Origin of the sequence: Lactococcus petauri (genome assembly GCF_023499275.1) — a bacterium.
Classification (GTDB): Bacteria; Bacillota; Bacilli; order Lactobacillales; family Streptococcaceae; genus Lactococcus; species Lactococcus petauri.
This window is the reverse complement of sequence record NZ_CP094882.1, coordinates 466,704-490,204: the sequence shown is the minus strand read 5'-3', so window position 1 is coordinate 490,204 and position 23,501 is coordinate 466,704. Positions and strand designations below refer to the sequence as shown.

The following is a 23,501-nucleotide window of genomic DNA, read 5'->3' as shown; positions in this document are numbered from 1 at the left end:
AGTCTTTATATCTTAACGGTTAAGTACAAAGTGATCCATAAAAAGAATAAAAAGAGCAAATGCTATGAATACACCTGTGATTAAGCCAACCCAAAAAATATGTTTACGTCTTTGACTGTTCATCACTGCGATAAACTCACGAATAAATGCTGGAAGACGGAAGTACAAAGGTGTTTTTCCTCCAATCCCTCCTTGCGCATTTAATCCTTGTTGAGCAGCAAAGAGAGCCGCTCGGAAAACGTGATAGTCTGAAGAGAAAAAGAGAAATTCTTCATTGGCTTTCTGTTCATTTTTTTCAATCAACTGAGATGAAAATTTTAAATTTTCAAAAGTTGTTTTTGATTGATCTTCAACCAAGGTTCGTTCTTTGGGAAATCCCAGTTCTTCGACAGCGTATTTTTGCATCGCTAGTGCTTCCGCAAGTTGTTCATCACTACCTTGTCCCCCAGAGAAAACCATTATAGTTTTATCATTTGCAGCCTTTATTCCTGCACGGATACGGTTAGCTAAAAGGGGGCTAACAAACTGGCCATTAATCAGTCCAGAGCCTAGAACCACGTGATATTTTGAAGACTTTTTACGGAAACGACGTCCATATGTCCAGCTAGCAAAAAAGAAAACCGTGAATTGCCAGACAAGATAAAAGGCCAACACAGGATAAACGTAGCTCAAGAGCTGTAGCCAAAGCCAACCTTCAGATAAAGTAGAAACGCGAATATAGAGCCAATCGACTAGAAAAAAGACAAACATAATGGCCGGCAAAATCAAATTCGCTAAACTATGTGATTCACGGCGCCACATTTTAATCGTTAAAACCACAATCCCCACAGGTACGACAAAACTAATCATAAAAGTAGGAATCAAAAAGAGGGCAAGCTCAATAATAATTATGGCTAAAATGATATTGGAATGTGAATTATAATTAGCCGAAAAAAGAATCCCCATAATACCGTTAAACAGTACAAAAAGACTGGCTAAAAAACCAATAGTAAGTCGTCCTAAACGTAAAGTTCTCATATCCTTCAAACGATGCGACTTTGTGTAAAAAATGACGGTCGGGATTAAAGCTAAAAAACTAATCACCGAAAATGCAATAATAAGTGGTGTCTCCATGTCTTTATTTTAACATAAAAATCCGCTGATAAAAGCGGATTTCTCTCATGATAGTGTACAAATTATAGTGGTGTTTTTTAGAGAATAGCAAGTACTGCAAAGTTTAATGCAAATGCGATTGCCACAACCCAAATAATTGGTTTTACTTCTTTAATCTTACCTGTAAAGAGTTTTGAGAAGATATAAGTGATAAAGCCAGCAGCAATACCATATGAGATGGAGTAGCCAAGACCCATAAATACTGAAGCAAAGAAGGCTGGAATAGCTTCACTCAATTCAGACCAGTTGATTTCCTTGAATGATGACAACATCATCATACCTACAATGATCAAAATTGGAGCCGTTGCTTGCGTTGGAACAATGGCAAGTAATGGTAAGAAAAGACTTGAGATCGCAAACATCACAGCAACGACAATCGAAGTCAATCCTGTACGTCCGCCTGCTCCAATACCAGCTGCTGATTCTACATAAACAGTTGTATTTGAAGTTCCGAAAATCGCACCAATTGGTGTAGCAATCATGTCAGCAAAGAGTGCTTTGTCCATTTTAGATGAGAAACCTTTGCTATTTGCCATATCCACAAAATCTTGATCTGTAAAGATTCCTGTGCTACGACCTGTACCAATGAACGTACCAATCGGATCAAAGATTGAGGTTAACGAGAAGGCCAAAATTGTCATCAAAACTTCAATAATTCGAGATGAATCAGAAAATAAACTACCAAAACCTTTAGGACCAAAAGCAGCACCAAAAGTTGTTCCCATCTCTTTGATTGCTGTCCCGAGATTGTTGTCTGCAAAAAGTGTAGACATATCAACTTTTGTAACACCTGTTAAAAGTGCAAGTACAGTCGTTACTGCGATTGACAAGAGAATCCCTGCTTTCCATTTACGGAGAACAAAGAACATTGTTACTAAAATACCAACTAAAGCAACAAGAACACCAGGATCATCAAATTTAACTAAGCCAGGAACAATTGTTGAATCTGCAGTGATAGTGCCGTGGTTATCCGTATAAGTACCTGGTGATGCAATAAATTCAAGAATACCAGCGTTTTTAATACCAATATAAGCGATGAAAATACCGATACCACCACCAATAGCGTGTTGTAAGCTCTCAGGAATTCCTAAAACAATTGCTTTACGAATTGAAGTAAATGTAATAATAATATTGACAATACCACAAATGAAGACCATTGCTAAAGCTTCTTGCCAAGTGTAGCCTAATGAAAGAACAACAGTATAAGCAAAGAAGGCGTTAATTCCCATACCTGGTGCAAGGGCATAAGGAACATTGGCGATTAAACCAATAGCTACCGAACCCACAATTGAAGCTAAGATAGTAGCTAAGAAAACTGCCTGAACGGGCATCCCTGTTGATCCTAAAACATCAGGATTGACAAACAAGATGTAGCTCATAGCAAAGAAGGTAGTAATACCTGCCATAATTTCACGGCCCATAGTAGTGCCGTTTTCTTCAAGTTTAAAGAACTTGTTCACGAATAAATTCTCCTTTTAATAAAAAGTTGCATGCCACATTCGTTTTTCGTGACACACGTCATAAAATGATACATGTTCAGTATAAATAAATTTTAAGTTTGAAACAAGGAATTTCGAGTCATTTAAAAAAACAAGTCCGTATATGTTCGTAAATACCGAACTAAAGACTTATAAATATTTATAAAAGTTCGTCCATTTTAATAATTGTTGTCAAAAACATAAATTTTATTTTTCATAGTGTCTTGTAGATTACTTAATAATGAACACTCCACATCTTATTTTTTAAAAAGTAACCTAGACCAAAAGCAGCTTTACTGCTTTTCTGGTATAATAAAAAATAAGAAATATTTTAAAGGATTAAGTATGGAAAACAAAGATAGAAAATTGATTGCCATTGATCTTGACGGCACAACGCTTCATAGCGACGGGCGTACAATCAGTCGCTATACAAAATATATTTTTAAACGTATTGAGGAGCAAGGCCACATCATCTGCATCTCCACGGGTCGTCCTTTCCGTATGGCTGTTGATATTTATCGCGAACTCGAACTTAAAAGTCCGATGATCAACTTCAATGGTGCTTTGATTTCCAAGCCAGACAATCGTAATTGGGAGTACACCAAAGGTCATTATATTGATCGTTCATTCGTCTTTGACTTTTTACGCCATCAACAAAACTTTGATTTAGAATTTTTTGCGGTTGAATATCGCCGTAAATTTTTCCTTAATAACTTCAGGAACGTAACCCCTAAACTTTTTGGTGTCGAACAGTTCCATCCCTACAATCGTTTGCGCGCAGATCGTCTCGATGACAATCCGCATGCAGTACTCCTTTCTACACGAGTAAAAGATAAATTTCGTCTGGCCAAGCAAATCCAAGATCATTATAACGGAAAAATCAGTGTAAGTGGCTGGGGCGGTCCTAATGGCGTTTTAGAAATTGTCCCCAAAGGTGTCAGCAAAGCTTCTGGTCTCAAGCATCTTCTCCGTGTTCTCGAAATTCCAAAAGAAAACCTTATAGCATTTGGTGACGAGCATAACGACATCGAAATGTTTAAATTTGCTGAGGAAGCCTATGCTATGAAAAATGCCTCCACTCGCCTCACACCACATGCCACTGAAATTCTTCCGTGGACAAATGATGAGGACGGGGTTGCCCATAAATTAGAAGAACTCTTTTTGAAGTAGTTGCTTATCTAACCCCCAAAAAATAAAAAAACTTCATCAATTGATGAAGTTTTTTATTAATCACGACTGTTTCCCATAAATCCAAAGATTCTCAAGAGTGAGAGGAAAAGGTTGATAAAGTCAAGATAGAGTGATAACGCCATGCTAATCGCCCAGCCGTTACTTACATTACCGTTATTTTGGCGGTAAACATGCTCAATCTTTTGATTGTCCCAAGCAATCAGCCCACTAAAAACGAGGACACTAATGATTGAAGAAACAAAGACGACCATTGGGCTTCTTAAGAAGATGTTAATAACCCCTGCGATGATTAAACCAATCAGCATCCCCATCATTGCACGCCCCATACCTGTCAAATCACGTTTAGTTGTACGTCCATAAACTGAAAGCCCAAAGAACATTCCAGCAGTTGACACAAAGGCCAAAGTGACATCAGAAGCCGTATAAGCTGCAATTGTAAAACTCATGATAAAGCCCATTAAAACTGAGAAACCAACAAACATTGGCAAAGCTGTGGGTTTATTTTTCATGGCTGCATTTTGCATAGGGAAGACGAGAACCAGTGGCAAGAATAAGAGGATAATCATTCCAAAACCTGCACGATTAACAAAATTCTGAGTTGCTTCCCAGAAGAAATTTATTGTTAAAAAAGATGTGAGTGCTGAAACAGCAACTCCAATCCCGACAATCCCATAAATGCGAGCAAAAAATTGATTCAGCGATACTTGACTTCTATTATTATTTATAAATGGATTTTCCATAGTATCTCCTTTTCTAATATACCTTTAAGACTATTTTACCAAAAATTTACAATGCTGTCATCAGACTTGAGTCCTAGTTTGGGGTTCTTTCTTCATAATTTTCTTATTTTGACCAATCTATCCCTTTTTGTCCTGTTTTTTCTAAAAAGGTATTGGCTTTCGAAAATGGCTGTGAGCCAAAGAAGCCACGAGAAGCAGAAAGAGGTGAAGGATGTGCAGATTCAAGTATTAAATGCTTAGAAGAATCAATCAGCTTCGCTTTCTTACGTGCATCACCACCCCATAAGAGAAAGACTTTTGGACGATCATCATCCGAAGCAATTTTTATTATCTCATCTGTCAAAGGTTCCCAAATTTTTCCTTTATGAGCATTAGACTTCATCTCAGGGACGGTAAGTACAGCATTGAGCAATAAAACCCCTTGCTCAGCCCAATGTGTTAAATCTGAATCCTCTTTATCAAAGCCCTCGCTTTTAAGTTCTTTCCGAATATTGACAATAGAGTCTGGTCGATTCACCACGAAGGAAGCTGGATAGGAAAAACTTAGTCCCTGAGCTTTACCCGGCTGTGGATAAGGATCCTGTCCAACTAGTACAACTTTGACATCAGCTAAAGCAGTCAATTCAATCGCTCGAAATATCTTATCCTCAGGCGGGTAAACATTGCCTTGTGAATAAACGTCATTGATAAAATCAACAAGGGTTGAAAAGTATTCCTGAGGCAATCGTTCTCTTAAAGGTTCACTCCAATCCGTTTTTTTCATTGTCCTTCCTTCTCCTTCGTTTTAATTTGTGCATATTGGCGCAATACGGTTTTTAACTTTTCTGGGGCAGTTTTCCGGAAATCGCTAAGATAAATCTCACGATGATGGAATTCTTTGTGGATAAGTTCATAGCCCTCTGCAGCGGCAAATTCCTCCATCAAAGTAAAAGTTTCAGCTTCATCGTCAAAACTCCCCTTATGCATGGCTTGAATACAAAGTCCGTCTGTAATCTTTTCATATTTTACTTGAGAAAAATCTTGTTTTTTCTTTGAAGCTGTGTCTTTTTTGGCCCACTCAACAATTTCTTCAGTTACAAATTCTGGCATCCGAATCATAACTTTCCAAATCAGTTCTTCTTTACGTAGAGGCTCATTAGCCTTTGGAGCCGTCCGGCTTGTCCACAAACCCTCCAAGGGCGGCACAACAAAACGGTAAAACTGTGGAATCACCACATCTTCTCTTTTGTAGGACATTGAAATAGCATATGCTATAGGATAAAGTGAAGCAATCGCTTCTTGGAAAGCTGTACCAGCTGGTGCACCTTGACCAGAAACAGTCAAATAAGACATCTCAGGTACAGTAATTACTTCAATTTTTTTAGGAAAATAAAACTCTTTTTCAGTTTTTTTAAAATCTACTTTTATAGAATCTGTCATTGTTTGGTATCGGAAATAAGCAGAAAATTATTTCTTTTTTCTACTTTCCTCTCCTTTCTTTGTCGCTGGCGACTCCCTGCCCATGCCACCTATAAATTCAACGTTGTTAATAACATTATTATAACATTTATCTTACATGTTTTATTTCTATCGTCAGCTTCATCCAAAGTTCTCCCATTTTTAGAGTAAAAAAAAATCCTATCAGCAGACAGGAATATTTTTTTGCAATTAAGAATTAGCCCAATTTAGCTGCCAAACGTGATTTGTCACGTGAAGCTTTGTTAGCGTGGATAAGACCTTTTGATGCAGCTTTGTCGATTGCAGAGCTTGCAGCTTTGAATGTGTCTTCGCTTGGTGCAGTTTCAAATTTTTTGATTGCAGTACGCATTGCAGATTTTTGTTGTGAGTTGCGTTCGTTAGCAACAACGTTCAATTCAGCGCGTTTGATTGCAGATTTGATATTAGCCATTATTTCCTCCAAATTTTTGTAATACCTATAAATTATACAGGATTTTTAGCTTTTTAGCAACTGTTTGTCAAAAGAAAATTGAAATATTTTTCTTTTTTCTTGTGTCAAATTGCATATCGCTATTTACATTTTATAGAATGGTGCTATAATATGAATATGAAATTAGATGAAAATCCATGGTTGACAGATGCCGAGTTTATGAGTTATGTTGGTCACTTTCTTGAAATGCCGGAACTGAAACAGCTTGATGAAATCACCCATCACTATACTTCAACACGTTTGATTCATTCAATCAAGGTAAGTTATGTGAGCTATTTAGTTTGTAAAAAGATGGGCTGGAATGCAAAATCTGCTGCCCGTGCAGGTCTCTTACACGACCTTTTCTACTACGATTGGCGCGACACTAAATTTAACAAAAGTCATGCCTATGTTCATCCTCGTATCGCTGCCCGTAATGCAGCAAAAATTACTACCCTTTCTGATCTTGAGTACGACTGCATCGTCAAACATATGTGGGGGGCTACAATAGCACCGCCACGTTATAAAGAAAGCTGGGTTGTTACCTTAGCAGACGATTATGTCGCAATGACTGAAGGCGTAGAAACTGCACGTTTCAAATGGAAAACGCGCAAATACTTTAAACGTCACCTTCCAATTTGAACTATTAGCATAACAATAGTTCATGAGAAGTATCTAACCAATGGTTAGATGCTTCTTTTTTTATTTTTCAGACATTCAAGAGGTTTAACACCTTTTTTAGCCCTAAGTTGACAAAAATGTGAAAATTATAAAGCGTACTAGATAAAATTTATAATGTTATTTTATCACTGTAGACTAAAAGAACGTATAAATTCTACTTCATATTTATATTTCCAAAAATTTTCGGAAGTAAAAAAGATGATGAATGTGCCACTTATGTATTGGTTGTCCCTTGGCCAAAAATTAATGACTTCAATATCACAAGGGAAAGCTATTAAATCCTTAAAAATCAGAACAATTTTAACTTTTCTTAACCGCTACCATGTTATAATATTGGTAAGCTTATCGTTCGTAATTTTTTACTCAACTTTATGGAAAGGGGCTTAATATTATGAGTCTTTCAAAAGAACAACGCGTGCATGATTTGGCCTTGTGCATACTAAATAATGTCAATATGACTGAAGGTTTGTTCTCTGCTTTAGAGAAAGCAAACGAACTATCCGCCAGCGATGCTTACCCTAAAAAATATGCTGTAGCTTATACAGTACTAACACAAAAGCTCCAAGATGAACTCACTGATTTTGATGATTTAACTTTTTGAGGCTAAAAGTTAAAATAAAAAAAGACTGGTTTTAAACCGTCTTTTTTTATTTAAAAATTGCAAAATCAGCTTCCGTAAGCCCAATCAATGGATCAAAATCACCCGAATTAACCAAATCTGCTGTTAAAAAAGGCTCAATCGGATATGATGCAGAAGTAAAATTTTCTTCAGGAAAAAGCGAAATTTCCTCTGTTTGAGGTTGACTAACTTTCACAGTTGTTTCACTCTTATCATCATCCAAAGTTTGCTTTATTTCTTCTACAGGCTCTGCTTTGCCAGTAAATCGCTCCTTTAAGAAAGTTTTTCGATTGGCACTTTCTTTTTGAACAGCTTGGGCAAAGGCTTTTTGTTCTCCAATAAGAATTAGACTTTGTTTGGCTCGCGTAATTGCTGTATACAAGAGATTACGTTCCAGCATCCTTGAATAGGACGAAACCATTGGAACAACAACTGTTGAAAACTCACTCCCTTGCGACTTATGAATAGACATTGCGTAAGCTAAGGTAATTTTATACCACTCTGCGCGAGGATAGCTCACTTCCTGACCATCAAAATCCATCACAATTTCGTCTTGCTTGCTTTCTGTATGTTTTGCTGGAATAAGCTCAACAATCCTCCCTAAATCGCCATTAAAAACATTGTTTTCTGCATCATTGACTAAATGGAGAACTTTATCATCCTCTCGAAAATGAATATCCTGATAATTAAACTCTTGTCGCTCATCAAGAGGGTTGAACAATTCTTGCAACAAACCATTTAAGGTGTTTATCCCAGCTACACCTTTATACATCGGTGCTAAAATCTGCAATTCAAAAGGATTATTTCCTCTTTTTTTCCACGCAGTCGCAACTTGTTTCACAAGATGAGCAACTTGTCCTGTTCCAGCTTCAAAATAAGAACGATCGGGATGACGGCTAGTAAAATCTTGTGGCAAACGGCCTTCCTTAATCTCATGAGCAAGGTCAATAATCGTCGATTCGGCGCCTTGACGGAAGATTTTATCCAAGCGAACTGAAGGAACCTCTGGAAGCTTCAGCAAGTCTGCAAAGACTTGCCCAGGACCAACTGACGGCAGCTGATCTGCATCGCCTACAAAGAGTACTTTCATGGAAGGAGGAATGGCTTGTAAAAGTTTATTTGCTAACCAGGTATCTACCATTGAAAATTCATCAACAATCAAAAGTGAACCCGTAAGATCATTACTTTCCATATCCATTGCTTCATCAGTATTTAAACCTAAATGGCGATGAAGCGTTGCTGCCGGTAAGCCAGTAAGTTCATTCATCCGGCGACTTGCTCTTCCTGTTGGTGCTGCCAGAAGAATAGGGAAAACATCATCATGATAATGCCCAGGATCTAAATCAATGTCATGAAGCTGTGCATAAGTTTCGATAAAACCGTTGATAATCGTTGTTTTACCTGTTCCTGGTCCACCGGTTAAAATGAAGAACTGACTATTTAAAGCTTGAAAAATAGCTTCTTTCTGCAGTTTATCGTAGCGAATGCCGAGCTTGGTTTCCACTTGCTCAATATTTTTCAAAATTTTTTCATCTGAGTAGGTCTGAGTACTACGTCCAATAAGTTTTTTGAGGTATTCACTAATGCCTTGCTCAGCAAAATAAAGGGAATTTTCAAATATTTTAGTTTCTTCTTGTTGCATTTTACCGTCTTCAAGCAGATGGTTGATTTCTTCAGCCACAGTCTCTGGGCTAACTTCTATCTGGCGTGCTTCTTCCAAAACTTGGATTGTTTGTTGCAAAAGATCACGCGCTTCAATATAAGTATCGCCCGTAATTAAAGGGTGTGTTTTAACCACATGCATCAATCCCGCTCTAAAGCGGTCACTACTATCTGCTGCAATTCCCAATTCTTGAGCAATTTGGTCCGCTGTTTTAAAGCCAATTCCTTTGATATCTTCAACCAACTGGTAAGGATTCTTGGCGATAATATCCAAGGTTTGATCTTTGTAAAGCTCATGAATTTGAAATTGGAGCTTACTGGGGATACCATATTCTGCAAGCTTTGATAAAATCTTTTCCACACCATGATTGTCACGAAGTCTTTTAATAAAGGAATTTTTCTTTGCTAAAGGAAGGATATCGTCTAATTCTTCCGGCTTACTTAAGATACTGTCAACTGTATCATCAGGAAAAAGAGCCACGATTCTTTCTGCCGTCTTTTTACCAATCCCAGGAAATTTATCAGAAGAAAAGTATTTAATTAGTCCTGCAGCACTGGTCGGTACAGCTTTTTCATAAGTTTCAACTTGAAGCTGCTCCCCATATTTTGGATGTGTCGTAAGTTTACCATAGAAGGTATAACTGTCCCCTTCGATCAACTCCCCAATTGTTCCGGTTACAACAATTTCATAATCTTCATAATCGCTATTGGTATCATCCACTTCTACTAAAAGTACTTTATAAAAATTACTAGGATTACTAAAGAAAATCGCTTCAATTGTTCCGGTAAAATATATTTTTTCTGTCATAACACTTTATTCCAGTGCAACAGCTCAAAACGTTGACCTTTCGTTTCTAAAACAGTTACACTATTATTGGCTAAGCCACCAGCTGTACGTAACTCTTGTAGCGGAAAGCCCGCTAAATGTCGCATTCCCGCTGTCCCTGAAGCACCATGACCGACCAATAATATATTTTCAGCCTCTTGCTTTTTGAGGTCATTTGCTAAACTATCAAAACGTGCTAAAACATTAGCTACTGTTTCCGCTCCAAAATGGCGCCCATCAAAATTTTGCAATTCATTCCGAGAAGCAAACATTTCATCTGGATACTTCAAGAGTGCATTTGCGACCAACTGGCCTTCCAGCTGACCAAAATTCCATTCGGAAAGGCGAATATCTGTATTTACTGGCAAAGCAGTTAACAATTTTGCGGTTGTCACAGCACGCGGCTGCGGACTAGAAATCACTTTATCAAATTGGACAATTTGTCCCAGTCTTTCATTTACTCGGGCTATCGCCTCATAGGATTCCGGCAAAAGAGGCGAGTCCCCTTTTTGACCTTGGAGCCTTTTTTCGAGGTTCCATTGCGTTTTACCATGTCTTACAAAATAGATTTTCATTTTAATTCCTGAATTTCTTTAATTATTTCTTCTGGTTTTTTGTCCTTGGTTTCAATAATAATATCCGCTACTTCTTCGTAGAATTTTTCACGCTGCATAAACAATTGTTCTACGTCTTGTACGGGTTGTGTAGCCAATGGTCTTTTATTTTTTTGATCAGTAAGAATACGTTCATAGAGCGTTTCAAAATCTGCCTTGAGATAAACGACATTTTTCAGCTTTTTCAGACAGTCCCGATTTTCTACAAGTTGAACAATGCCGCCACCTGTGGCAACATTAAATCCTGAGAGCACCGCTGCCTCAAGTGTTTCTCTTTCAATTTGTCGAAATTTAGCTTCGCCATATTCCTGAAAAAATTGTATAATGGGCATTCCAATCTCTTGTTCAATGGCTTGATCAAGGTCAATAAAGTTTTCCTTATTTAGAGCCCTTGCAATCGTTGATTTCCCTGCGCCCATAAACCCAATCAACACTACTGCCATTCTCGTTCCTCCTTGCTTGTCCCAAGTAAACCTTTCAGATCGTCAAAGAAAGTTGGATAACTTGTTTTAATGGCTTGACTTCCTTCTAAAACAACTTCTCCTTCTTGTACAAGAAGCGCCGCAATTGCTGTCATCATACCGATACGATGATCACCGTGCGTATTGATGTCTTTATGAGGCGCATGAAGGTTTGTCTTCCCTCTAATCTTCATCCCATCCGCTGTGGGTGTAACATCAGCTCCCATCGCTTTTAAGATTTCCGATACAACTGAGATACGATCCGTTTCTTTGACACGAAGCTCTTCCGCATCTGCAATAACCGTTTCACCCTCAGCTTGTGTAGCTAAAAGAGCAATAATCGGCAGCTCATCAATCAACCTTGGAATCAAATCGCCCGATATCTGGGTTGCAGTCAATGTGCTATAACGAATTTTGAGTGTAGCGGCTATCGCAGTTTGGTTGGTGATTTCAACTTTTCCTCCCATAGCAGTAACAACATCAATTATTCCTGTTCGTGTGGCATTGATACCAACATTTTGCAGTTCAATATTGCTTCCTGGAATAATTAAAGCAGCAACAATCCAAAAAGCTGCTGAGGAAATGTCTCCAGGCACTGTAATTTCTTGGCCTTCTAACTTTTGTCCACCTCTTATTCGGATATGCTTTCCCGATACTGTAAGTTTTCCACCAAACTGTTGAAGCATTTCTTCGGTATGATTTCGTGTCACCGCTTTTTCCACAATTTCTGATATTTGATTACTCTTTGTTTGTAGTGCGGCAAAAATCAAAGCTGATTTTACTTGTGCAGAGGCTACAGGCAGTTGATAGTTAATAGACTGCAGTTGTCTTCCTTGAATTTCTAAAGGTGGCAGGCAAGTTTCTCCTTGACCAGAGATTTTTGCTCCCATTAATTTTAATGGGTGAGCAATACGATCCATTGGGCGACGCGAGAGCGAAGCATCACCAATCAATTTTGTATCAAAGTCTAAACCAGCGAGAATCCCCGACATTAATCGCATCGATGTTCCTGAATTTCCCATATCCAAGGGCTTATCCGCTGGCTGTAAGCCCTCAAAGCCCTGTCCTTGAATATAGATTATCTCCTCTTTATCTTCAATTTTAACACCCAAGTCTTGGAAAGCTTGCATTGTAGCTGTGACATCCTCAGCTCGCAAAATATGCTTAACCCTCGTTTGACCATGTGAAATCGCCCCAAACATTATGGAGCGGTGAGAAATTGATTTATCCCCAGGAACAGTAAGTTTACCTGTGAGTGATTTTGCCTTTATTTCGAGTTTCATTGCGTTTCAAACTTTCTTCTCTACGATTTATCTTCTATTATAGCACAAGTCAAGAGCTGTAATATTGTATTGTTTTTCTTGACCTTATATCAAAAAAACCACTACGCGCAAGTGGTTTTTTAGTTTTTCGTTTTTAAATATTCTTCTTTCGTCAAGATCCAATAGTCACACAGGACAGAACGTCCCTCTTTTGCCATATATGTATAGACTTGACCCGTTTTTCGCATGCCAATCTTTTCCATTACACGTCCTGACTTTGGATTTTCTGCATCATGTTCTGCTACAATAATTTTTACATCAAGTTGGTTAAAAGCTAAATCTCTAAGGGAAGCGGCAGCCTCTGGCATTAGTCCTCTCCCCCAAAAGTTACGATTAAGCACCCAACCAAATACAGCTTGATCTCCGTCGAGCCTTAGATCAATGGTTCCAATCATTTTTTCGCTCTGCTTATCCAAAATTGCCCAGCAAAATAAGCGCTGTGGTATAAAATACTCCACAATACTTTCTTCAGTCATAGCTAAATCTTTATGTGCGGGAAATGAAACATAACGTACAACTTCTGGATCACTTGCATATTCAAAAAGGTCTTCTTTGTCCGCAAGTTCTACTTTTCTAAAAATTAAACGTTCTGTTTCAAAATTTTGATGTTGTGCAAGTATTACTTGTTTATTGTTCATTTTTTTTCACCTCAACGGTTGTTCCTTCGCCTAGCTCTGAGCTTATCTTAATACAAAAGTCAAGTCGATCCAAAATGAGTTTTGTTAAGTACAAGCCTAAACCCGATGCTTTATAATAGCTGCGACCGTTATAGCCTGTGAAACCATGCTCAAATATGCGTGGCAAATCTTCGGGTAAAATCCCTATTCCTGTATCACTTAAAATAATTTTATTTTCTTCGATACTAATTGTTAAACTGCCTTCATTTGTATATTTTATAGCATTATTGAGTAACTGCTCTATTGCCAAGCTGAACCATTTGCGATCTGTAGTAATTTCCCAGTCACCTGAAATAGTGACGGATAAATTTTTCTGGATGAAAAAACTGCTGTATTTTTTGAGCAGTTCTCGCAAAAGGGCAGCGACAGAAAATTTCTCAAAATGAAAATCTGTTGAAATATTGGCTATACGTTGGTATTCCAATAACATTTTTAAGTAATTATCCAAAGCGAAAGTTTGGTTTTTTAATTCGATTGGATTAATTTCTGTTTGTGCCATTAAATCGATTGCGGCCAAAGGGATTTTCATTTGATGGGACCAGACTTTGATAATATCTTCTGTTTCTTTAATGTGTTTTTCTTTTGCACGCAGGTTTTCTCCCAAATCCAAAAGCTCATGTTTCAAGTCACATAAGAGTGCTTCTCTATTCGCCCATCGAAAATATGAGGAAACCAAGTAAATCACAAATACAATCAAAGCAAGAATAGTTGCATTGATAAGGGATTCAATCGGAAGATGCCAGAGTAAAAAGTTGCTCACAAAGATAAAGAGCATCACCAGAAACACTCCGATTTGTGCAATTTTTGTCTGCAAAAACCGCTTTATTTTACTCCAAGGCATAGCCTACACCTCGTTTCGTTACCAAATGTGCAAATCCAATTTCTGCTAGTTTTTTACGTAAACGTGTCATTTTTACATTTAAAGTATTACTGTCGATAAATTCATCTGTTTGCCAAAGTTCTTGAAGAATAGCTTCTTTGCTTACAACAGCTCCGTTAGCTCTAAAAAGAACACTCAAGATTTTGTTTTCGGAAGGTGTGAGATCAATCTGACTTTCTCCTGATTTTACCATGTTGTCAGATAAAATAAAGCCGGAAAATTCTAATTTCTCAGGGCCAGAAAAGTTGTAAGAACGACGAAGCAATGCCTTTATTTTGGCCTGCAAGATATCCAAGGAGAAAGGTTTTGTAACAAAATCATCAGCTCCTTGATTCATGGCTGTGACTTGGTTCATATCATCACTCATCGACGAGATAAAAATAATCGGAATTTGTGAGACTTTGCGTAATTCTGTTGTCCAGTAAAAACCGTTATAAAAGGGTAAACCAATATCCATTAAGACTAAGTCCGGATCTGCTTCCAATATTTCCTGCTTGACTGCCCGAAAATTTAAAACAGAATAGACCTGAAAGTCACTTTTCAAGGCATTAGTCAACATTTTAACAATCGTTTTATCGTCTTCAACAATAAAAATTTTGGGCATTTTTTCCTCCCGAACTTGCAGATCTGTTATCACTTGTTCTTTTTTCACTATCAATTTTTTCTTTCTCCTATTATAACATATAAAAAAATCAGATGATTCCATCTGATTTTTAGAAAAATGTTGTAAAGCCATAATAGCCTAAACCAACAATAATGAGAAGTGAAAGGATATGCAAACTAAGCGTTAAAGACTGTAAAAGTTTGATATCCTTGCAGTTCTTAATCTTTCTTTGAACAAATTGAATGATGCCCCAAACATACCAGGCACAGAAAGTAAGAACAGTAAGTGAGCCACCAAGGACCAGTAAGTAATAGGGTATTTTTTCCATTTATTTTTTCTCCACAATATTGTAATACACAAGGCTTGTTCCTTTATAGATTAACCAATAAATAAAGGCTAAAGCAGCAATAGTTCCTAAGCTAATCCAAAGAATTAACTGGCTATCCATGATTCCAAAGATACCAATAAGCTTACTAATCATAATGTAAGCAAAGCTGAAATGTACAATCGTCATTGCGATTGGCAATAAGAAAATCATGCTTACTTGTGACTTGATGGTCTTAGACACTTGCTCTTTTGATAAACCTACTTCTTGTAGAATCTTGAATGAACGTTTGTCTTGCACACCTTCTGACAACTGTTTGTAATAGATAATCAAGGCAGCACCTAAAATGAAGCTAATGCCAAGAACCAAACCGATAAAGACAAAGGCACCGATTCCAGTTCTAACTTCTTTCATCTCAGCTGAACGGAAGCTGAGCATATGGTCTCCATCATTATTACCTAACGCATTTGTTAATCTTTCTTGATCTTTTTCTGCAATATCAAAGTTAACTGTCACAGATGGACTCACTTGATAAGCTTGTTCACCATCATTATTTGCTTTATTATAAACCTCAAGAGCTTGATGTAATGCTGCATCATTTGGGAAGATAAGAAGCATTGGCGTTGTGATATTTATCATGATAGGATATTTGTTTAAATCCTGTGTAGCCATGACGTCATTCACTTTATATTTTGTTCCAAACCAGTTAAAATCTGTAAGTTTTGGATAGGCACCAAAGTAATCAACGATATTAACCTGGTTGTCCGAAATATCAGAAACATTTTCATCCAAATTTTTCAACGTTTGCAAAGTTGTCATTGAAAATTGAATGGCGGTTTTTTGGTCGCCTGTTGGAGTAATATTTAAAGTATTTTCTCCTTCTTTTTGACCGTTACCCATCAAATAGTCCACACTTAAAGCTGTTGTGACATTTGATATTTTTACACCCGCTTGGTCTGCTTTTTCTTGTAAATCTTGGGCCAGCTGATTACCTGTTTTTTCTTGTGAATAAACAGTGTATTGTCCTTCTTTTGGAAAAGCACGTTCAACAGTTTGGGTTGAGCCTAAGAAGATACCGATTGTAACTACTAAAGTTACTAAAGTCATCGACAAGAGAATGGTAATATTGGCCAAGCCAACCGCATTTGCTTTCATTCGGTAAAGCATTGAGCTGATCGTAATAAAGTTTTGCGATTTATAGTAAGAATTACGTTTTTTACGCCATTTCAAATACCAAACGGTAAAACTGATATAGAAAAAGTAAGTTCCCAAAATAACTGCCAGAACTGCAAGGAAGAAAGTTGAGAGTGCTTTAACGGGATTATCAACATTTAGTGCTAAGCCATAGCCAACTACCAGTAAAACAATACCAATCAAGGCCATGAAAATGTTTGACTTAGGCTCTTTTTCACCTTTAGATGCTTCTCTTAACAGATCAAGACTTGAAGATTTCCAAATGATAAATGTTCCAATAATAAGAAGCAAAGTAAAGAAGAGCAAGAATATTACTGCTACTGTTAGAATAGAAGCGGGTGTAATCGCTAAGTTAAAGTTACTTTCACCAATCATATTGATAAAGATCAGGAAAAGGAACTTAGAAAAAGCAATCCCAACGATTGTACCGATAATGACAGTCGCAATATAACTCATTACGAGTTCAAAGAAAGAAACAAGGGCGATTTTCTTTTTCCCTAGTCCGAGAATGTCATAAAGCCCAAATTCTCGTGAGCGTTGCAACTGTAGGAAACGATAACTATAAATGAGAATAATCCCACCAAAGATAGCCAAAATCCACATCGCAAAGGACATCATTTGCCCAACTGCTGCGCCACCCTTCATTTTTTCAAGGGATGGAGATTGTGCAATTGCAGCAGTAACAAAAAGCAAGACAAACATTGTTACACTCGCTACGATGAAAGGCGCAAATGATTTCAACCCTTTTTTCAGATTTTGTGCTGCCAGTTTAAAACTAAGCATTATCGGCTACCTCCGTTTCGCTTGGGTCAGCTGAAGCTCCCAAGAATGAAGTCATTGATAAGGTAATTTCTTTTGCAAACTCTGTTGATGACTTATCGCCACGATAAAGTTGATGATAGAGCATTCCGTCTTTAATGAAGAGAACACGTTTTGCGTGACTTGCAGCTAAGCTTGAGTGAGTAACCATGATGATTGTTTGACCAGCATCATTGATATTTTCGAAAAGTTCAAGCAGACTCTCTGAGTTTTTATAGTCCAAAGCTGCTGTTGGCTCATCTGCCAAAACAAGATCCGGTTGAGAAATCAGAGCACGCGCAACAGCCACACGCTGTTTTTGCCCCCCTGATAATTCAAAAGGTTGCTTTTCTAAAAGTGTCTCGATATTCAACTTAGGTGCTAAGTTTTCTAGACGTGCTTTCATTTTCTTTACTGGCGCTTTAGAAAGTACCATGGGAAGATAAATATTATCCCTTACTGATAAAGTATCCAAGAGGTTGAAATCTTGGAAGACAAATCCGAGATGTTCACGGCGGAATGCTGAGATATCCTTGTCTTTAATGGCTGTAATGTCACGTCCTGAAAGTAAAACTTGACCAGCTGTAGGTTTTTCCAAAGTTGATAAGATATTCAAGAGTGTTGTTTTACCTGAACCTGATTCACCCATAATAGCAATGTATTCACCTTCTTCGACAGAAAAATCAATGTCAGCAAGAGCCGTTGTTTCTTCTTTTGAAAAGCGTGTTTTGAAAACTTTTTTGATATGTTTAACTTCTAATAGCATTTTTTCTCCCTTGTCACCTTTAGATGATTAATTTAATTTATCTTTTGCTTTACTTGGCAAGTCATTTTTTTGAACTTCTTCCCAGTTTGTTACACCTTTTGCTTTATTATCTGTCACTTTAAGATAAGCATCTTTACGTAAATTGTGTGTAGCTGTAAAGGAAATATCTTTTCCTTCGCCATTTTTATCATAAGAAGGTAGCTTGTACTCATAAGACACCATGCGTTCGCCTGAATCGCTTTTTCCAATTTTTTCCGAACCATCTTGTGTAATTTTTACGTAACGTTCTGTACCCCCGTAGCTTGATTTGTACCAGCCATATCCTAGACCACCAATCACTACTGCTAGAGCAAGTAAGCCAAATAATACTTTTTTCATATTGTTGCCTCTTTCCTACTAGGTTTTGTTTTTCTTAACCCTACACTTTTATTCTAACAAATTATATTTTCTGCAAACTTACACTTTTGTAATAAAAAAACTAGCCTTATTTTTGAGACTAGTTTTTATTTCATCAGAAGTTTTTTAAGCGTTCCTTATAGTTTTGAAAAGCTTCTTGTAGCTCTCTAAAACTATCGCTTGAAAACTTATCACAGATTTCTTGGGCTAGGACTGTAGCAACAACATTTTCCATTACTACTCCGGCCGCTGGAAGAGCGGTTGGATCAGAACGTTCAACGCTCGCTTTATAAGGTTCATGCGTTTCAGTATTGACAGACATGAGAGGCTTATATAGGGTCGGTATCGGTTTCATGACACCGCGAATAATAAGGTCCTCACCATTAGTCATGCCACCTTCAAAACCACCAAGATTATTACTTTTTCGGCTATAGCCTGTGTGCTTTTCCCAAAGGATTTCATCCATAACTTGACTGCCTTGACGTCGCCCGGCCTCAAAACCAAGACCAAACTCCACGCCCTTAAAGGCATTGATAGAAACGACAGCTGCTGCGATTTTTGCATCTAATTTACGATCAAAATGTACGTAAGATCCTAAACCAGCCGGAACATTTGTAGCACGTACCTCTACAATTCCACCGATGGTGTCGCCAGCTTTCTTTATTTTATCAATATATGAACGAATTTCCTCAGCTCTTGAAATATCCACAATAGACAAATCATTTGTACCAGCTTTGGCTTTGATTTCGCTGACAGTGAGTTCTGGAAGTTGAGCAACAACATCTTTGCCTCCAAAATTAACCACATGATAAGCCAGCTCCATATCAAGCTGTTTGAGCAAAGCCTTGGCAACTGCTCCCACAGCTACTCTCATCGTTGTTTCACGAGCAGAGGAGCGCTCAAGTGTATTTCGCAAATCCTCAAATTCATACTTCATCCCCCCTACCAAGTCAGCATGTCCTGGTCGAGGTTTTGTCAATTTACGTTGTCTCTTGACGGCATCATCAACTTCTTCCGCAGCCATAATTTCCGTCCAATGTGAGAAGTCACGATTGGTTACATTAAGAGTAAGTGGACTTCCCAAAGTTTTACCATGACGCAAACCACTGGTGATTTCGACCTGATCAGATTCTATCTTCATGCGACCACCTCGTCCGTATCCTCCTTGACGGCGTTTCAATTCAACATTGATGTCAGAAGCTTGAAGTGGAAGTCCTGCTGGCAAACCTTCAATGATTGCTGTCAAACGTGGCCCATGTGATTCACCTGCTGTAAAAAAGCGCATCTTAATCCTCCATTATTTTTTGGTAAATTGGTAGTAAATCATCGATAGTTTCGAGCATTTCCTGTAATATCATATCATCTTGTTGACCATCAAAACGCTCAGCTTTCCAAACTCTACCCATCTCTAACTCTGATTTTTTTAAATTTTTCAACCGAGTAACAAATTCTTCAAGATGGCTACTTCCATAAAAATCAGACTTGGTATGATCTTTAGATAGAACAAAATCCTTGGGTAATGAGAGATCCGAACTCAATCTCTGAGCGTAATCTGCTTGTCCTTTGGGTTGATCAATAATTGAAAGGTAGATGAACACGTAATCTTGCCAAATCCCTAATTGGAAATGCGGCTCCATTTTATAACCACGCTTTTGTGTGCCAATAGCAGACCACGTGTTTTCAGGTGCATTGCTTGTCCGCCGACGATGCTGTGCAATATGCAGGTAAAACTCCTGTTCAGGGAACGACTGCTTTATTCTTTCTTTTAGCTGTTCTCCTATTTCCATAAAAATCGGTTGAATTTCAGCACGCACTCCCTGCATACGCATTTCCAATCCTTCTATATCAAAGACTTCAAATGATTCTTTTTTAAACATATTTCCTCACAAAAATTTTATACAAATAATCCCTACCAACATTACTGCAACACCTGCAACTTGGATAAGACGTATCGGATAGCGATCTGAACGCCACCAACCAAACTGTTGCACCAACATTGAACCAATGATTTGTCCAAGTAATGCCATCATTATATTTAAGCCAGCCCCTATTTTTGGCACTGCTAAAACGGCGCCAAGAACAAAGAAGGCTCCCCAGATACCTCCCAATATATTCCATTTTTTTATCTTACCTAATTCAACTTTTGTAATTAAGCGACGTTCAATCACTAAAGTCACACAGACAATGGCAATCAGTCCAATGAAGAAAGACATAAATGAAGCTTGAAACGGCCGATGCAATAAGGTGCCCAAATGTCCATTAATAGCCTGTTGAACCGCAGTGAATGAACCTGATATTATCGCCCAAAGGCGCCAAAGCATCAAATTGGGCTCGGCTTCAACTTGTCCTGCTTTTTCACGTAAGCTAGGTAAAACAACGGCAATGAAAAGTCCAAGTATAGTAACAATAATCCCCAATATACGAATAGGACTCATCGGAATTTGGACCGCGTAAAACCAACCAAAGCTGTCAATAACAACTCCAGTTAAAATTTGTCCCAAAATAGGCAAGATAACAGTCTGCACAGCACCTAGTCGTGGAAAAAGAAAGACATTCGATGTAACATATACTGGACCGAGTAATCCACCAATCCATATCCAAGCAGGATGAGACTGGACAAATTCAGTAGAGGGGAACAAATCACCGGTCAAAAGTAATGAGATTGTACCTAAGAAAACAACCCCAATAATTTGAGAAATTGTTGATGCCCAAAAAGGCGAATTAACATTTTTGCGAAGATCGGCATTAATCGGGTTTTGGTTTGCTAGTAAAAAACCCGCAAAAAGTGCTATTCCAAGATAGACAAACATTATAATTTTTTAATTATTCTCTCCATTGTATTGATATTGCGACTTGTAAAAAGGTCTTTATAGACTGTTTTACCTAAGACTTTACCAAAAGATGTTGATAGAGTCGCGTCCTTTGGCCCCTTCCAATAAAAAGTATTCACTTGGACAAGTCCTTCTTCCCTACTTGTTTTCAGAGCATTAAACTCGCTTTGAGCAATTTGAGAAAAGGTTTATTTTTAACAAGCTTTCTTATTTCTTGTTCGGTTTTTATAAAACTATGCACAGGTAAAAAAGATAGATCAGGCAAGGTTTCGCTGCTAAAAATGACATTCCCTGTAGCTAAAACAGTGAAACATCTGTAAAACCAGCTGCTTCAAACTCTTTTTTTAAGTCTGTCATTTTGAGTTTACTACCACCCACATTTATTCCACGAAGAAATGCCCAGTATCTCATTTCAAATATTCCTTCATTTCTTGAAGGCTTATCTCATGAATTTTGGCCTGTCCAATTTCGGGAACAAGTACGGCCTTAATCATCTTGCCTCGCGCTTTTTTATCATGGGTTAGGATTTCAAACAAAGCTGACTCATCCCATGGTTCATAAGTTTGAGGAAGTTGAAACTTTTGGAGTACCGCTTTAATTTGAGCAGTTAGTCCTTTAGGCATCAGCCCCTTACTTTCCGCCACTTTACTTATTTGAATCATTCCAATAGCTACAGCCTCACCATGCATGACCTGCCCATAGCCAGCAAAAGCTTCGACAGCATGACCAATTGTGTGCCCAAAGTTCAAATAAAGTCGCGTTCCCTGATCAAACTCATCTTCCACAACAAGTTTCCGTTTCACATCGCAAGCTGCCCGAATAAAATACTCTGCTTCTTGCAAAAGTTCATCGGCATCCTGTATCTCATTTAAGCGGATCCAGAGTTGTTTATCGGCAATCAAGGCACACTTGACGATTTCACCAATCCCCTCACGAAAATCACGTTTCTCTAAGGTTTTCAATACCTCAGGATCAATCAGAACACCATCTGGCTGAGCAAAAGTTCCAATCATATTTTTAGCATAATCACTATTGATTCCTGTTTTTCCACCGATGGAACTGTCGACCTGAGCTGTTAAACTTGTTGGTATTTGGAGAAAGTGAATGCCCCTCATATATGTACTGGCGGCAAAAGCTGCTAAATCCCCAACAACGCCTCCACCTAAAGCAATCACTCCATCGGAGCGTGTCAAACCATGTAAGGCACAAAATTCCCATAGTTTCTCTACAGTAGACAAGTTTTTACTTGCTTCACCTGCTGGAAAAGTAAAAGTAAAAACTTCAAATCCTTCATTTCTTAACTGTGAAACTGCCTCTCTTCCATAGAGAGGTTCAACATTGTCATCGGTGACAAGCACAACTTTTTGTTGTTGCCAGAGTTGTGCAACCCATAGTCCCACTTGTGACAAGCTTCCCTTCTTAATAATGATATCATAAGGGTGCTCTGGAAGATTAACATTTAACCTCATCTTTTTCCTCCAATTCCTGTCTAATCTGCTCAACAGGCATTTTTTTTCCTGTCCATAATTCAAAAGAAGCGGCAGCTTGATGAATAAGCATACCAACTCCATTCATCGTTGATCTCCCTTGGCTTTTCGCCCATTTCATCATTGGTGTTTCACGTACCTTGTAAATCGTGTCTACCACCAGAATTCCTGGGGGCAAAAGAATCGAAGTAGGGAGCGGCATTGCTTCGCCAGACATCCCTACTGGTGTTGCATTAACGAGTAAGTCTGATGTCATAATTTCTTTTTGCAATCGTGAATGATCAGCTAGGTCGTAAAGTTTTATGGTAATTTTTGTCTGATGTGACAATTTTTCCAAACGCTGTTCTAAACGTGCATAGGAGGTTGAATGTCTAGCAAAAACCGTGATTTCGTGCATTTCAAGCAAAGCAGCCTGAACAATTATGGAAATCGCAGCACCACCACCACCAATTAGCGTGATTTTTTTATGACACGGTTTAAACTTTAACGCCCTGAAGAAACCTTGACCATCCGTATTGTAACCTATTAATTTCCCCTTCTGATTGACAATCGTGTTGACTGCTCCAATCAACTGTGCTTCTTCGGATAATTCATCAATAAATTCCACCGCTTTTTGCTTGTAAGGCATCGAAATATTCAAACCATACATGTCCAATGTTCTGACATTGTTAATTGTCTGTTCGAGCATTTTTTCATCTTCCAAATCCCAAGCCAAGTAGACAGCATTTTCATTGGTCAGCTCAAAAGCGCGATTATGAATAAAAGGAGAAAGACTGTGCTTAATGGGATGTGCTAACACAGCAGCCATCCGAGTGTATCCATTTATTTCCATCGTTCACCTGTATTCCCTTTGTTTTTGACATAAAAAAAATAGTATTAGTTTCCTAATAC

General features: G+C 38.1%; 26 protein-coding genes. 3 read left to right on the top strand and 23 right to left on the bottom strand.

Annotation, left to right across the window (positions count from 1 at the left end; genetic code table 11):
* Positions 1-12: 12 nt before the first annotated feature.
* Together lgb_RS02390 and lgb_RS02385 are read right to left on the bottom strand one after the other, a co-directional pair.
* Positions 13-1,113 (bottom strand): YdcF family protein, encoded by a 1,101-nt coding sequence (locus lgb_RS02390; RefSeq protein ID WP_019293088.1) that lies wholly within the window; start codon positions 1,111-1,113, stop codon positions 13-15.
* Positions 1,114-1,190: 77 nt separating this feature from the next.
* Positions 1,191-2,612: an NCS2 family permease gene (locus lgb_RS02385; protein ID WP_019293089.1), complete on the bottom strand. Its 1,422-nt coding sequence runs from the start codon at positions 2,610-2,612 to the stop codon at positions 1,191-1,193.
* Between the two features lie 363 nt (positions 2,613-2,975).
* On the opposite strand from lgb_RS02385, the gene lgb_RS02380 reads away from it, so the two are divergent.
* Positions 2,976-3,800: a Cof-type HAD-IIB family hydrolase gene (locus tag lgb_RS02380; RefSeq protein WP_019293090.1), complete on the top strand. Its 825-nt coding sequence runs from the start codon at positions 2,976-2,978 to the stop codon at positions 3,798-3,800.
* 56 nt (positions 3,801-3,856) lie between these two features.
* On the opposite strand, the gene lgb_RS02375 is transcribed toward lgb_RS02380, so the two are convergent.
* The 4 genes from lgb_RS02375 to rpsT form a co-directional block, all read right to left on the bottom strand.
* Entirely contained in the window at positions 3,857-4,561 is a 705-nt protein-coding gene (locus lgb_RS02375; RefSeq protein ID WP_019293091.1) for a Bax inhibitor-1/YccA family protein, read from the bottom strand.
* Between the two features lie 103 nt (positions 4,562-4,664).
* Positions 4,665-5,324 carry a uracil-DNA glycosylase gene (locus lgb_RS02370; protein ID WP_019292050.1) on the bottom strand — a complete coding sequence of 220 codons (660 nt, stop codon included), beginning with the start codon at positions 5,322-5,324 and terminating at the stop codon, positions 4,665-4,667.
* Positions 5,321-5,980: a GyrI-like domain-containing protein gene (locus tag lgb_RS02365; protein ID WP_019293092.1), complete on the bottom strand. Its 660-nt coding sequence runs from the start codon at positions 5,978-5,980 to the stop codon at positions 5,321-5,323. The genes lgb_RS02370 and lgb_RS02365 overlap by 4 nt, the downstream gene beginning before the upstream one ends.
* A gap of 235 nt (positions 5,981-6,215) precedes the next feature.
* Entirely contained in the window at positions 6,216-6,449 is a 234-nt protein-coding gene (gene rpsT / locus lgb_RS02360; protein ID WP_004259004.1) for a 30S ribosomal protein S20, read from the bottom strand.
* Positions 6,450-6,599: 150 nt separating this feature from the next.
* Between rpsT and lgb_RS02355 the strand changes: the two genes are divergently transcribed.
* Positions 6,600-7,109, top strand: a complete 510-nt coding sequence (locus lgb_RS02355; RefSeq protein WP_017368896.1) for an HD domain-containing protein — start codon at positions 6,600-6,602, stop codon at positions 7,107-7,109.
* Positions 7,110-7,539: 430 nt separating this feature from the next.
* On the top strand, positions 7,540-7,749 hold the full coding sequence (locus lgb_RS02350) for a hypothetical protein (RefSeq protein WP_019293093.1): 210 nt from the start codon (positions 7,540-7,542) through the stop codon (positions 7,747-7,749).
* 46 nt (positions 7,750-7,795) lie between these two features.
* Here lgb_RS02350 and recD2 read toward each other — a convergent pair whose 3' ends face one another.
* The 17 genes from recD2 to lgb_RS02265 all read right to left on the bottom strand — a co-directional run bounded on the left by recD2 (position 7,796) and on the right by lgb_RS02265 (position 23,442).
* Positions 7,796-10,237 (bottom strand): SF1B family DNA helicase RecD2, encoded by a 2,442-nt coding sequence (gene recD2, locus lgb_RS02345; RefSeq protein WP_019293094.1) that lies wholly within the window; start codon positions 10,235-10,237, stop codon positions 7,796-7,798.
* A complete protein-coding gene (locus lgb_RS02340; protein ID WP_019293095.1) occupies positions 10,234-10,830 on the bottom strand; it encodes a histidine phosphatase family protein in 597 nt (198 codons plus the stop codon). The genes recD2 and lgb_RS02340 overlap by 4 nt, the downstream gene beginning before the upstream one ends.
* Positions 10,827-11,312 carry a shikimate kinase gene (locus lgb_RS02335; protein WP_019293096.1) on the bottom strand — a complete coding sequence of 162 codons (486 nt, stop codon included), beginning with the start codon at positions 11,310-11,312 and terminating at the stop codon, positions 10,827-10,829. Before lgb_RS02335 ends, lgb_RS02340 begins: the two co-directional genes overlap by 4 nt.
* Positions 11,303-12,613 (bottom strand): 3-phosphoshikimate 1-carboxyvinyltransferase, encoded by a 1,311-nt coding sequence (gene aroA / locus lgb_RS02330; RefSeq protein ID WP_019293097.1) that lies wholly within the window; start codon positions 12,611-12,613, stop codon positions 11,303-11,305. Before aroA ends, lgb_RS02335 begins: the two co-directional genes overlap by 10 nt.
* Positions 12,614-12,732: 119 nt before the next feature.
* Positions 12,733-13,290 carry a GNAT family N-acetyltransferase gene (locus lgb_RS02325; RefSeq protein ID WP_019293098.1) on the bottom strand — a complete coding sequence of 186 codons (558 nt, stop codon included), beginning with the start codon at positions 13,288-13,290 and terminating at the stop codon, positions 12,733-12,735.
* A complete protein-coding gene (locus lgb_RS02320) occupies positions 13,280-14,170 on the bottom strand; it encodes a sensor histidine kinase (RefSeq protein WP_019293099.1) in 891 nt (296 codons plus the stop codon). The genes lgb_RS02325 and lgb_RS02320 overlap by 11 nt, the downstream gene beginning before the upstream one ends.
* Positions 14,157-14,813 carry a response regulator transcription factor gene (locus tag lgb_RS02315; protein ID WP_029345660.1) on the bottom strand — a complete coding sequence of 219 codons (657 nt, stop codon included), beginning with the start codon at positions 14,811-14,813 and terminating at the stop codon, positions 14,157-14,159. The genes lgb_RS02320 and lgb_RS02315 overlap by 14 nt, the downstream gene beginning before the upstream one ends.
* Positions 14,814-14,922: 109 nt before the next feature.
* Complete coding sequence (locus lgb_RS02310) at positions 14,923-15,141, bottom strand: hypothetical protein (protein ID WP_019292060.1); 219 nt, start codon at positions 15,139-15,141, stop codon at positions 14,923-14,925.
* Positions 15,142-17,115, bottom strand: coding sequence for an FtsX-like permease family protein (locus lgb_RS02305; RefSeq protein ID WP_019293101.1), 1,974 nt, complete (start codon positions 17,113-17,115; stop codon positions 15,142-15,144). It lies immediately after the preceding gene.
* Positions 17,108-17,896, bottom strand: coding sequence for an ABC transporter ATP-binding protein (locus tag lgb_RS02300; protein WP_019293102.1), 789 nt, complete (start codon positions 17,894-17,896; stop codon positions 17,108-17,110). The genes lgb_RS02305 and lgb_RS02300 overlap by 8 nt, the downstream gene beginning before the upstream one ends.
* Positions 17,897-17,923: 27 nt before the next feature.
* The gene (locus lgb_RS02295) at positions 17,924-18,274 is read right to left on the bottom strand and encodes a YxeA family protein (RefSeq protein WP_019293103.1); all 351 of its coding nucleotides are present in this window, start codon (positions 18,272-18,274) and stop codon (positions 17,924-17,926) included.
* 133 nt (positions 18,275-18,407) lie between these two features.
* The gene (gene aroC / locus lgb_RS02290) at positions 18,408-19,577 is read right to left on the bottom strand and encodes a chorismate synthase (protein WP_019293104.1); all 1,170 of its coding nucleotides are present in this window, start codon (positions 19,575-19,577) and stop codon (positions 18,408-18,410) included.
* Position 19,578: 1 nt separating this feature from the next.
* Entirely contained in the window at positions 19,579-20,169 is a 591-nt protein-coding gene (locus lgb_RS02285) for a DUF1054 domain-containing protein (protein WP_019293105.1), read from the bottom strand.
* A gap of 6 nt (positions 20,170-20,175) precedes the next feature.
* Complete coding sequence (locus lgb_RS02280) at positions 20,176-21,102, bottom strand: DMT family transporter (protein WP_019292066.1); 927 nt, start codon at positions 21,100-21,102, stop codon at positions 20,176-20,178.
* 318 nt (positions 21,103-21,420) lie between these two features.
* Positions 21,421-21,534, bottom strand: a complete 114-nt coding sequence (locus tag lgb_RS10310) for a DUF1697 domain-containing protein (RefSeq protein WP_019293106.1) — start codon at positions 21,532-21,534, stop codon at positions 21,421-21,423.
* Positions 21,531-22,592 carry a 3-dehydroquinate synthase gene (gene aroB, locus lgb_RS02270; protein WP_019293107.1) on the bottom strand — a complete coding sequence of 354 codons (1,062 nt, stop codon included), beginning with the start codon at positions 22,590-22,592 and terminating at the stop codon, positions 21,531-21,533. The genes lgb_RS10310 and aroB overlap by 4 nt, the downstream gene beginning before the upstream one ends.
* Positions 22,576-23,442, bottom strand: coding sequence for a shikimate dehydrogenase (locus lgb_RS02265; RefSeq protein ID WP_019293108.1), 867 nt, complete (start codon positions 23,440-23,442; stop codon positions 22,576-22,578). The genes aroB and lgb_RS02265 overlap by 17 nt, the downstream gene beginning before the upstream one ends.
* Positions 23,443-23,501: the final 59 nt, after the last annotated feature.

Bases quoted from the DNA above. Each gene is read 5' to 3' on its own strand.
- lgb_RS02390 (WP_019293088.1), bottom strand. From the start codon at position 1,113: ATGGAGACACCACTTATTATTGCATTTTCGGTGATTAGTTTTTTAGCT.
- lgb_RS02380 (WP_019293090.1), top strand. From the start codon at position 2,976: ATGGAAAACAAAGATAGAAAATTGATTGCCATTGATCTTGACGGCACA.
- lgb_RS02375 (WP_019293091.1), bottom strand. From the start codon at position 4,561: ATGGAAAATCCATTTATAAATAATAATAGAAGTCAAGTATCGCTGAAT.
- lgb_RS02370 (WP_019292050.1), bottom strand. From the start codon at position 5,324: ATGAAAAAAACGGATTGGAGTGAACCTTTAAGAGAACGATTGCCTCAG.
- lgb_RS02365 (WP_019293092.1), bottom strand. From the start codon at position 5,980: ATGACAGATTCTATAAAAGTAGATTTTAAAAAAACTGAAAAAGAGTTT.
- rpsT (WP_004259004.1), bottom strand. From the start codon at position 6,449: ATGGCTAATATCAAATCTGCAATCAAACGCGCTGAATTGAACGTTGTT.
- lgb_RS02355 (WP_017368896.1), top strand. From the start codon at position 6,600: ATGAATATGAAATTAGATGAAAATCCATGGTTGACAGATGCCGAGTTT.
- lgb_RS02350 (WP_019293093.1), top strand. From the start codon at position 7,540: ATGAGTCTTTCAAAAGAACAACGCGTGCATGATTTGGCCTTGTGCATA.
- recD2 (WP_019293094.1), bottom strand. From the start codon at position 10,237: ATGACAGAAAAAATATATTTTACCGGAACAATTGAAGCGATTTTCTTT.
- lgb_RS02340 (WP_019293095.1), bottom strand. From the start codon at position 10,830: ATGAAAATCTATTTTGTAAGACATGGTAAAACGCAATGGAACCTCGAA.
- lgb_RS02335 (WP_019293096.1), bottom strand. From the start codon at position 11,312: ATGGCAGTAGTGTTGATTGGGTTTATGGGCGCAGGGAAATCAACGATT.
- aroA (WP_019293097.1), bottom strand. From the start codon at position 12,613: ATGAAACTCGAAATAAAGGCAAAATCACTCACAGGTAAACTTACTGTT.
- lgb_RS02325 (WP_019293098.1), bottom strand. From the start codon at position 13,290: ATGAACAATAAACAAGTAATACTTGCACAACATCAAAATTTTGAAACA.
- lgb_RS02320 (WP_019293099.1), bottom strand. From the start codon at position 14,170: ATGCCTTGGAGTAAAATAAAGCGGTTTTTGCAGACAAAAATTGCACAA.
- lgb_RS02315 (WP_029345660.1), bottom strand. From the start codon at position 14,813: ATGCCCAAAATTTTTATTGTTGAAGACGATAAAACGATTGTTAAAATG.
- lgb_RS02310 (WP_019292060.1), bottom strand. From the start codon at position 15,141: ATGGAAAAAATACCCTATTACTTACTGGTCCTTGGTGGCTCACTTACT.
- lgb_RS02305 (WP_019293101.1), bottom strand. From the start codon at position 17,115: ATGCTTAGTTTTAAACTGGCAGCACAAAATCTGAAAAAAGGGTTGAAA.
- lgb_RS02300 (WP_019293102.1), bottom strand. From the start codon at position 17,896: ATGCTATTAGAAGTTAAACATATCAAAAAAGTTTTCAAAACACGCTTT.
- lgb_RS02295 (WP_019293103.1), bottom strand. From the start codon at position 18,274: ATGAAAAAAGTATTATTTGGCTTACTTGCTCTAGCAGTAGTGATTGGT.
- aroC (WP_019293104.1), bottom strand. From the start codon at position 19,577: ATGCGCTTTTTTACAGCAGGTGAATCACATGGGCCACGTTTGACAGCA.
- lgb_RS02285 (WP_019293105.1), bottom strand. From the start codon at position 20,169: ATGTTTAAAAAAGAATCATTTGAAGTCTTTGATATAGAAGGATTGGAA.
- lgb_RS02280 (WP_019292066.1), bottom strand. From the start codon at position 21,102: ATGTTTGTCTATCTTGGAATAGCACTTTTTGCGGGTTTTTTACTAGCA.
- lgb_RS10310 (WP_019293106.1), bottom strand. From the start codon at position 21,534: ATGAGATACTGGGCATTTCTTCGTGGAATAAATGTGGGTGGTAGTAAA.
- aroB (WP_019293107.1), bottom strand. From the start codon at position 22,592: ATGAGGTTAAATGTTAATCTTCCAGAGCACCCTTATGATATCATTATT.
- lgb_RS02265 (WP_019293108.1), bottom strand. From the start codon at position 23,442: ATGGAAATAAATGGATACACTCGGATGGCTGCTGTGTTAGCACATCCC.